The 9,349-nt window shown below is 53.7% G+C and carries 9 protein-coding genes; 5 read left to right on the top strand and 4 right to left on the bottom strand.

What is annotated here, in order from left to right; all coding sequences use genetic code 11:
• Positions 1 to 2: 2 nt before the first annotated feature.
• From FDX03_RS17505 to xthA, 4 genes are all read right to left on the bottom strand, one after another.
• Positions 3 to 1,172 carry an ABC transporter substrate-binding protein gene (locus tag FDX03_RS17505; protein ID WP_048211896.1) on the bottom strand — a complete coding sequence of 390 codons (1,170 nt, stop codon included), beginning with the start codon at positions 1,170 to 1,172 and terminating at the stop codon, positions 3 to 5.
• A 31-nt stretch (positions 1,173 to 1,203) separates the two neighbouring features.
• Positions 1,204 to 1,914 (bottom strand): TVP38/TMEM64 family protein, encoded by a 711-nt coding sequence (locus FDX03_RS17510; RefSeq protein ID WP_116360167.1) that lies wholly within the window; start codon positions 1,912 to 1,914, stop codon positions 1,204 to 1,206.
• Positions 1,911 to 2,567 (bottom strand): TVP38/TMEM64 family protein, encoded by a 657-nt coding sequence (locus FDX03_RS17515; RefSeq protein ID WP_170973110.1) that lies wholly within the window; start codon positions 2,565 to 2,567, stop codon positions 1,911 to 1,913. Before FDX03_RS17515 ends, FDX03_RS17510 begins: the two co-directional genes overlap by 4 nt.
• Positions 2,568 to 2,790: 223 nt before the next feature.
• Entirely contained in the window at positions 2,791 to 3,597 is an 807-nt protein-coding gene (gene xthA / locus FDX03_RS17520; protein ID WP_116360166.1) for an exodeoxyribonuclease III, read from the bottom strand.
• 444 nt (positions 3,598 to 4,041) lie between these two features.
• Between xthA and FDX03_RS17530 the strand changes: the two genes are divergently transcribed.
• The 5 genes from FDX03_RS17530 to FDX03_RS23560 form a co-directional block, all read left to right on the top strand.
• A complete protein-coding gene (locus FDX03_RS17530; RefSeq protein ID WP_137346326.1) occupies positions 4,042 to 5,262 on the top strand; it encodes an aspartate aminotransferase family protein in 1,221 nt (406 codons plus the stop codon).
• The gene (astA, locus tag FDX03_RS17535) at positions 5,259 to 6,293 is read left to right on the top strand and encodes an arginine N-succinyltransferase (RefSeq protein WP_101741722.1); all 1,035 of its coding nucleotides are present in this window, start codon (positions 5,259 to 5,261) and stop codon (positions 6,291 to 6,293) included. Before FDX03_RS17530 ends, astA begins: the two co-directional genes overlap by 4 nt.
• Positions 6,290 to 7,768: a succinylglutamate-semialdehyde dehydrogenase gene (astD, locus tag FDX03_RS17540; RefSeq protein WP_137346327.1), complete on the top strand. Its 1,479-nt coding sequence runs from the start codon at positions 6,290 to 6,292 to the stop codon at positions 7,766 to 7,768. Before astA ends, astD begins: the two co-directional genes overlap by 4 nt.
• Positions 7,765 to 9,108 (top strand): N-succinylarginine dihydrolase, encoded by a 1,344-nt coding sequence (gene astB, locus FDX03_RS17545; protein ID WP_137346328.1) that lies wholly within the window; start codon positions 7,765 to 7,767, stop codon positions 9,106 to 9,108. The genes astD and astB overlap by 4 nt, the downstream gene beginning before the upstream one ends.
• Positions 9,101 to 9,349, top strand: a 249-nt coding sequence (locus tag FDX03_RS23560; RefSeq protein WP_249357096.1) for a succinylglutamate desuccinylase/aspartoacylase family protein, incomplete at its 3' end; no start/stop codon positions are given. The genes astB and FDX03_RS23560, both read left to right, overlap by 8 nt.

A 9,349-nucleotide genomic window follows, 5' to 3' on the forward strand; every position in this document is an offset into this window, starting at 1 on the left:
AATTAATGCGTACCGTAGCGGCGTAGCCATTCTTGTTCCAGAGCGTTTACCCAGGCAGCATGCGGTTCCGGCAGAACGGCAGGGAGTCCTTGCGGGATCCGCGCCAGCAGCGCATCACGCTGTTCGACAGGTAATTTTTGTGGATCAAGCACCGAAGGATCTCCCCAGACAGTTGAGTCGGCTTTACGCAGTTGTGCTTCGGGCGAAAGCAGGAAGTTTGCCACGACTTTTGCTCCGGCACTGGCGCGGGCATTCGCCGGAATAGCAACAAAGTGCACGTTGCCGAGCATGCCCTGTGAGAAACCAAAACTGTAGCTGCTTTTAGGCAATTCGCCGCTGGCTACTTTTTGCAATGCATGGGCCGGATTAAAGGTCAATGATAAACGCAGGGTACCGCTATTGAGCAGTGCATCCATTCGCGCAGGCGTGGGTGGAAAATCTTTGCCTTCACGCCAAAGTACAGGGTGCAAGGTATCAAGATAAAGCCACAATGGCGCGGTAACGTCGGCGAATGTCGCTGCATCTGGCGTAACTTTCAATGCTTGTGGTTTGGTGGTGAGCGATATTAACAACTGCTCCAGAAACGCCGTGCCGGTAAAGTCTGGCGGGCGCGGATAGGTCACCGTGCCAGGGTGCGCCTGCGCAAATTCAAGCAGTGCCTGCGGAGATTGCGGCGGCTGCGCGGTGAGATCGCGCCGGGCAATGAAGGTGAGTTGGGCACCGCCCCACGGTGATTCAGCTCCCTCCGTCGGAACGGAGAAATCTTCGGTCACCGGTTTCTGGGTATCAACATAGCGCCAGTTAGGCAGCGTTTGCGCCCACTGAGTTTGCAGCAGCCCGGCTTCTTTCAGGGTGCGGAAGTTTTCGCCGTTAACCCACAATAAATCGACAGAGCCGCCTGTTTTTCGCCCGGATGCCGCTTCCGTCTGGATGCGTTTTACAGCGTCGGCGGCATCTGCCAGGCGTACGATTTTCAGGTTAATGGCGTAGTGCGTTTTCATCTCACCGCTAACCCAGTCGAGATACTGGTTAACTGCATTGTCGCCACCCCAGGCGTTGAACCACACCGTCTGACCGCGGGCATCATTTTTGATTTGTTGCCAGCCGTCGTTCTGGGCAAACGTCGCCAGCGGACAGAGCATTAAACTCAGGCACAATAAGCAGTAACGCATAGTATCTCCATGGCTAAAAATGGGGGAAGTCTCAGGTTTTTTTTCGTTGATGTTCAAGATAAAGGCTTCTCGCCACTGAAATTATTACGCTCAGAGCGAACAGGATGAACAGGCCGGTTACAAACCAAAATGTACCGCCGGTTAACAGGCTACCCGCCCAGGAATAGACGATAGTAGCCGGTAACTGACCGATGCCGGTGGCGATGAAAAAATGGCGAAACCGAATTGAGGTCAGGCCTGCCGCGTAGCTTACCGGATCGAACGGTACAAAAGGTAACAGGCGACAGACCAGAATGGTGTGCTTGCCATAGCGCTCGAAAAAAGCGTCCATATTGTTCAGCACCGTTTTTCCGGTCAGCTTTTCTACCGCACCGCGACCTAAAATACGGGCAATAAAAAAGCACAGCGCCGCACCTGCCATCGCACTGCTCCAGGACAGTATGCCGCCCCAAAATGCGCCAAACAGCGAGGCGTTGGCAAAGGTGATCACAAAAGCGGGAAGCGGGGCGACGATGGCCTGCAAGATCATCAGGAAGAATGAAACGACCGCCGCCTGGGTTCCGTAAGAACGAATGAAATTCTCAATGGCATGCTGATCGAGCGTGGTAAACGCAGTCAGGCTCTGCGTAAGAAAGTCTCTCACGTCGGGCAACCATGCCCACGCTATCAACGCGACTACCAACAGGGCAATGAACCCAGCCCGGCAATACTTTCTGGTCTGCGTTTTATTCAGCGTTCTCATTTACCGGCAAGCTCTCGATTTGCAGAGGGGTCGACATGTTTGTATCGGGCCCAGGCTTTTGCCGCCTGCACGAGGGCAAACAAGGCAATGCCTGCAATACTGAGTTTAACGATAAACGCCCAGGTGATGCCTTCACTGGCGAGTTCGTGTGACATCAGCGTATAGATAAAGATACCTGGTAACGTGGTGATAGCTGAAATCAGAGTAAATGACCAGAACGGAATGGCAGTCAGCCCGTAAGCATAGTTTTGAATATTATAAGGAAACAGTGGAACGAGACGGGTCAGGATCAGAAAGTCTATTCCGCTTTGGGCAATGCCTTTTTCGATAGCCTGAAACATTGTCGTGTGCCCAACGTATTTCAGGAGCAGATCCCGTCCAAGCCAGCGAGCCAGCAAAAACGACAGCGCCGAGGCCACGGTTGCTGCCACTAACGAGATAAGCGTCCCTGCCACGGGGCCAAACAGCACACCGCCGACGATCACCAGGATGCTGCCGGGTATCAGGCACAGCGCCGCAACGATAAATAGTAGAATATAAAGCGCGTAGCCGAACAGCCCGCTTTGGTGGATGACATCTTGCAAATGATGGAGATTGGTTATCAGGTCAGACAGACCAAAATAGTGGAAAACCCCAGCCAGGGAGCAGAACAGCACTGCCACAATCAGCAGTCGGTATTCTGCCTTATGCGAACTTCTTTTTCATGGGGGGTCTCCTGTAAATCCGTGGGCAATGATGCGTTTTCACCAGCGAAAAGTGCGCGCGAAGATATAGTAAAATCCCGCTCGCAACAATGTATTACCGCCGCTTTTTTGATTTTGCACAGAATATACTGACTCTCCAGGCGAGGCCCGGAGAGCGAAAAAATGCAGATAATTAGACGCGGAATTTTGCCCACACTGGCGCGTGGTCGGACGGTTTTTCCATGCTCCGGATCTCATAGTCGATACCCGTTTCTTCGCAACGTTCCGCCAGCGGATTGCTTGCCAGCAGCAGATCAATTCGCAGACCACGGTTATCGTCGAAGCCTTTCGAGCGGTAATCAAACCACGAGAACTGGTCGTTTTTATCAGGATGCGCGTGACGATAGGTGTCCACCAGCCCCCAACCTAACAGACGTTCCATCCACTCACGTTCTTCTGGCAGGAAGGAACATTTCCCGGTACGCAGCCAGCGTTTGCGATTCTCTTCACCGATGCCGATATCCAGGTCGGTTGGGCTGATATTCATATCACCCATGATCAGCACCGGATTATCGCGTTTCAGTTCAGTCTCCAGATAGTTTTGTAAGTTCTGATAGAACGCCGCTTTCGCCGGGAATTTAGTTTCATGGTCACGGCTTTCGCCCTGTGGGAAGTAGCCGTTGATGACGGTGATGTTGCCAAGCGGAGACGGGATCTCCGCCATAATGATACGGCGTTGCGCCTCTTCGTCATCATTTGGGAAACCACGGCGCACTGCAATCGGCGTCTCTTTGGTCAACAGCGCCACACCATAATGGCCTTTCTGACCGTGATAGAAAACGTTGTAACCCAGTTTTGCTACCTCTTCGAGAGGGAACATATCGTCGTGAACTTTTGTCTCCTGTAAGCCAATCACATCCGGTTGGTGTTTTTCGACAATGGCTGCCAGTTGATGAGGACGGGCACGCAGGCCGTTGATATTAAAAGAGACAAATTTCATAGTCGCTGCCACTTTGTAAGATGAATAGTGCAAGGATGGTAGCAGAATTTCCACGAACTGACTGCTTCTTGTCACCTGATTCCAACAATGATTGCTAATGGTGTTAACGATGGCGCAAAAACTGCACCGTTTTGGCGCGAAGCGCGTCGCTATGGGGCAATAATTTCCGATAAATTTCGTATACGATCACAATTCCAGAATTATATTTGGCGACTGAATAAAACTGCGTTTTTTCCTCTGTTTAGTCGCCTGATGCGCAAACATATTCACTTTATATGCACATGTAGTGAATATTGCCGTGTTGTAACCTGTTGATATTCCGTCCTCGACCTCCATTTATGCACTTTTTTCGCTGGCTGGCACGAACCCTGCAATCTACATTTACACCGCAAACACTATATTTATTAACATATAAATAACCTTTTATTTACCGTTGAGGTCGCTATGTCTCTGTCAATTACGCGTGAAAATTTTGATGAATGGATGATGCCTGTATACGCTCCGGCCCCTTTTATTCCGGTGCGGGGTGAAGGTTCACGTCTGTGGGATCAGCAGGGTAAAGAGTATATCGATTTCGCGGGAGGCATTGCGGTTAACGCGCTGGGTCACGCCCATCCGGCATTGCGCGAGGCATTAAACGACCAGGCGAGTAAATTCTGGCATACAGGAAATGGCTACACCAACGAGCCGGTATTGCGTCTGGCGAAAAAGCTGATTGACGCCACCTTTGCCGAGCGCATTTTCTTCTGTAACTCCGGCGCAGAAGCCAACGAAGCGGCACTAAAACTGGCGCGTAAATATGCCCACGATCGTTTTGGCAGCCAGAAGAGCGGGATTGTGGCGTTTAAAAATGCATTCCATGGCCGCACGCTGTTTACCGTCAGCGCCGGTGGTCAGCCCGCCTATTCACAGGATTTCGCGCCGCTGCCGCCGGATATCCGCCATGCCGTGTATAACGATCTCGATTCTGCCAGCCAGTTGATTGATGACACGACCTGTGCGGTCATCGTCGAGCCTGTCCAGGGCGAAGGCGGCGTGGTGCCGGCAACAAACGCGTTTTTGCAGGGGTTGCGTGAATTATGCGATCGCCATAATGCGCTGCTGATTTTTGATGAGGTTCAGACCGGGGTTGGCCGTACCGGCGAACTGTATGCCTATATGCACTATGGTGTGACGCCAGACCTGCTGACGACGGCCAAAGCCCTTGGCGGTGGTTTTCCTATTGGGGCGTTATTGACCACAGAACGTTGCAGCAGCGTGATGACCGTGGGCACTCACGGTACAACTTACGGCGGAAACCCATTAGCCACTGCCGTAGCGGGTAAGCTGCTGGAAATTGTTAACACGCCGAAAGTCCTCAATGGTGTGAAACAGCGTCATGACTGGTTTGTGGAACGTATTAACGCCATTAACGAACGTTTTGGACTGTTTAGCGAAATTCGTGGGCTTGGACTGCTGATCGGCTGCGTACTGAATGCGGAATATGCCGGGAAAGCAAAACTCATCTCGCAAGAAGCGGCCAATGCAGGGGTGATGGTACTGATTGCCGGCGCTAACGTGGTGCGTTTCGCGCCAGCGTTAAACGTCAGCCATGAAGAGGTGGCAACCGGGCTGGATCGCTTTGCGCTGGCCTGCGAACGCATTAAAGCAGGAGGTTCATCATGATGGTGATTCGTCCCATTGAACGTGCTGATATCACCGCGTTGATGCAGCTTGCCGGTAAGACCGGCGGCGGATTGACCTCGCTACCGGCGAATGAAGCGACGCTGATGGCGCGTATCGAACGTTCGCTACAAACCTGGCGCGGTGAGTTGCCCAAAAGTGAGCAGGGATATGTGTTTGTGCTGGAAGACAGCGCCAGCGGAACTGTGGCGGGGATTTGCGCCATTGAGGTGGCGGTAGGACTTAACGATCCCTGGTACAACTATCGGGTCGGTACTCTGGTGCATGCCTCGAAAGAGTTGAATGTCTATAACGCATTGCCGACGCTGTTTCTCAGTAACGATCACACCGGAAGCAGTGAGCTTTGCACGCTGTTTCTCGATCCGGACTGGCGTAAAGAAGGTAACGGCTATTTGTTGTCGAAGTCGCGCTTTATGTTCATGGCCGCGTTTCGTGACCGTTTTAACGAAAAAGTCGTTGCAGAGATGCGGGGTGTCATTGATGAACACGGTTATTCACCGTTCTGGCAAAGCCTCGGAAAACGTTTTTTTTCAATGGAATTCAGCCGCGCAGATTTTCTCTGTGGCACCGGACAAAAAGCCTTTATTGCTGAGCTGATGCCTAAACACCCTATTTACACCCACTTCCTGTCGGAAGAAGCACAAAGCGTGATTGGCGAAGTGCATCCGCAAACGGCGCCAGCCCGTGCGGTGCTGGAGAAAGAGGGGTTTCGCTACCGTAACTATGTCGATATTTTCGACGGCGGGCCGACGCTGGAATGCGATATTGACCGGGTACGGGCGATTCGTAAAAGCAGGCTGGTGGAAGTGGCGGAAGGTCAGCCAGCAACCGGCGATTATCCGGCTTGTCTGGTGGCTAATGAAAATTACCAAAACTTCCGCGTCATGTTAGTGCGTGCCGACCCGAATACCCAACGACTGGTGCTGACGGCAGCGCAACTGGACGCCCTGAAATGTCACGCGGGTGACCATGTACGTTTTGTGCGTCTTTGTGCAGAGGAGAAAGCAGCATGACATTATGGATAAACGGCGACTGGGTAACAGGGCTCGGCGAGCGTCGGGTGAAAACCAATCCCGTCAGCGGAGATGTGCTGTGGCAGGGTAATGATGCCGATGCAACTCAGGTGGCGCAGGCGTGCCACGCAGCGCGTACGGCTTTTCCGGGCTGGGCAAGACAGTCTTTTGCCGCGCGTCAGGACATTGTCGAGAAATTCGCGACGCTGCTGGAGAGTAATAAAGCAGAACTGACGGCGATCATTGCACGGGAAACCGGCAAGCCGCGCTGGGAAGCAGCAACCGAGCTGACGGCGATGATCAATAAAATTGCCATCTCAGTGAAGGCGTATCACACCCGTACCGGGGAACAGCATAACGCGCTGCCAGATGGCGCTGCGACGTTACGTCATCGCCCACACGGTGTTCTGGCCGTGTTTGGCCCGTATAACTTCCCCGGTCATTTACCTAATGGTCATATCGTTCCGGCGTTGTTGGCTGGCAATACGTTGATTTTCAAACCCAGCGAGCTGACGCCGTGGACCGGTGAAGCCGTGGCAAAGCTGTGGGCGCAGGCGGGATTACCGCCGGGCGTGCTGAACCTGGTACAGGGCGGGCGTGAAACGGGGCAGGCCCTGAGCGCGCTGGAAGACCTTGATGGTCTGCTGTTTACCGGCAGCGCCAATACCGGTTATCACCTGCATCGACAGTTATCTGGCCAGCCAGAAAAAATCCTCGCTCTCGAGATGGGAGGGAACAACCCGCTGATTATCGAGAACCCGGAAGATATTGATGCCGCCGTGCATCTGACCATTCAATCTGCGTTTGTTACCGCCGGACAGCGCTGTACCTGCGCCCGCCGCCTGTTAGTTAAAAAAGGCGCGCAGGGTGATGCCTTCCTGGCGCGTCTGGTGGAGGTCAGCCAGCGTTTAATGCCCGGTAACTGGGATGCAGAACCGCAGCCGTTTATGGGCGGGCTGATTTCCGAACAGGCCGCGCAGCATGTCTATGATGCCTGGCAGCGTCTCGCATCGTTAGGTGGCCGTACCCTGTTAGCACCGCGTCTGGTGAAAGCCGGAACGTCACTGCTGACCCCTGGAATCATTGAACTGACCGGGGCGGCGAATGTACCTGATGAAGAGGTTTTTGGCCCTCTGCTTGGCGTCTGGCGCTATGACAGCTTTGATGACGCGATTCGCATGGCGAACAACACTCGCTTTGGACTGTCGTGTGGGTTAGTTTCACCCGATCGCAGCCAATTTGATCAATTGCTGCTGGAGGCGCGGGCAGGGATCGTCAACTGGAATAAGCCGCTAACCGGCGCGGCAAGCACTGCACCGTTTGGTGGGATTGGTGCCTCAGGCAACCATCGTGCGAGTGCGTGGTATGCCGCAGATTATTGTGCCTGGCCGATGGCAAGTCTGGAATCACCAGCCTTAACGCTGCCAACGGCGCTTAGCCCCGGGCTGGATTTTTCTCGTGAGGATAAGCGATGAAAGCCCGTGAGATTAATTTTGATGGTCTGGTGGGACTGACCCACCACTATGCTGGATTGTCATTTGGTAATGAGGCCTCAACCAAACACCGTTTTCAGGTGTCGAACCCTCGTCTGGCGGCGAAACAGGGTTTGCTAAAGATGAAAGCGCTGGCGGATGCGGGATTTCCCCAGGCGGTGATCCCGCCCCATGAGCGGCCTTATATTCCGGTGCTACGGCAGTTGGGATTTAGCGGCAGTGATGAGCAGGTACTGGAAAAGGTGGCACGGCAGGCACCTCACTGGCTCTCCAGTGCCAGTTCCGCTTCGCCGATGTGGGTGGCGAATGCGGCAACGGTCTGTCCTTCGGCAGATTCGCTGGACGGAAAAGTGCATCTGACGGTCGCGAATCTGAATAACAAGTTCCACCGTTCACTGGAAGCGCCAACCACAGAAGCGTTGCTAAGCGCGATCTTCCGCGATGAGAGCCGCTTTACGGTCCATAGTGCATTGCCACAGGTTGCGTTACTGGGTGATGAAGGCGCGGCAAACCATAACCGTCTCGGTGGTGATTACGGCGACCCCGGCATACAGGTGTTTGTCTATGGTCGTGAAGAGGGCAACGGCGCGCATCCGAAGCGCTATCCGGCAAGGCAATCCCGAGAAGCCAGCGAGGCTGTTGCGCGCCTGAATCAGGTGAACCCTAATCAGATTATCTTTGCTCAGCAAAACCCGGATGTTATCGATCTTGGTGTGTTTCATAACGATGTTATTGCGGTATCAAATCGTCAGGTGCTGTTTTGCCATGAATTGGCGTTTGCCAACCAGCAGGCTTTGTTACAGCAGTTGCATAGCCAGGTGGCGGGATTTACGGCGCTGGAAGTCCCGACTGCGGAAGTGTCAGTGCAGGATGCGGTGACCACCTATCTGTTTAACAGTCAGTTGCTGAGTCGTGATGACGGTTCGATGATGCTGGTCCTGCCGCAGGAGTGCCGGGAGCATGCTGGTGTGTGGCGGTATCTGAACCGTCTTCTCGAGGAAGACAATCCGATCGATGATCTGCGGGTATTCGATCTGCGTGAAAGTATGTCCAACGGCGGCGGTCCGGCATGCTTGCGCCTGAGAGTGGTGCTCACCTTGCAGGAACAGCAGGCGGTGAACCCGGCGGTTCTCATGAATGATGTGCTGTTTAACACGCTGAATAACTGGGTTGATCGTTACTATCGCGATCGTCTTACCGCGGCAGACCTTGCTGACCCGCAGTTGCTGCGTGAAGGGCGTGAAGCGCTGGATACGTTGACGCAATTACTCAACCTCGGTTCGGTGTATCCCTTCCAGCAGGAGTGTACACGCCATGGATAATTTCCTTGCGCTGACGCTTGCGGGGGATTCGCCAGATGCCACCCGGGGGAAAGCTCACGGTTTTGACTGGCAATGGATCGGGCATGGCATGCTGGAGCTGACGCCGGTTGTTCCGGTTGAGCGTTCGCTGGTTTTGTCTGCGGGCATTCATGGTAATGAAACCGCACCAGTAGAAATACTGGATACATTGTTGGCCGGGTTGTTTAGCGGCAAGCTGCCGCTGACATGGCGGCTATTGCTG

Source organism: Citrobacter sp. wls827 (assembly GCF_005280875.1).
Classification (GTDB): Bacteria; Pseudomonadota; Gammaproteobacteria; order Enterobacterales; family Enterobacteriaceae; genus Citrobacter; species Citrobacter youngae.

Coding starts and splice junctions, on each gene's coding strand:
- FDX03_RS17505 (WP_048211896.1), bottom strand. CDS start 1,172: ATGCGTTACTGCTTATTGTGCCTGAGTTTAATGCTCTGTCCGCTGGCG.
- FDX03_RS17510 (WP_116360167.1), bottom strand. CDS start 1,914: ATGAGAACGCTGAATAAAACGCAGACCAGAAAGTATTGCCGGGCTGGG.
- xthA (WP_116360166.1), bottom strand. CDS start 3,597: ATGAAATTTGTCTCTTTTAATATCAACGGCCTGCGTGCCCGTCCTCAT.
- FDX03_RS17530 (WP_137346326.1), top strand. CDS start 4,042: ATGTCTCTGTCAATTACGCGTGAAAATTTTGATGAATGGATGATGCCT.
- astA (WP_101741722.1), top strand. CDS start 5,259: ATGATGGTGATTCGTCCCATTGAACGTGCTGATATCACCGCGTTGATG.
- astD (WP_137346327.1), top strand. CDS start 6,290: ATGACATTATGGATAAACGGCGACTGGGTAACAGGGCTCGGCGAGCGT.
- astB (WP_137346328.1), top strand. CDS start 7,765: ATGAAAGCCCGTGAGATTAATTTTGATGGTCTGGTGGGACTGACCCAC.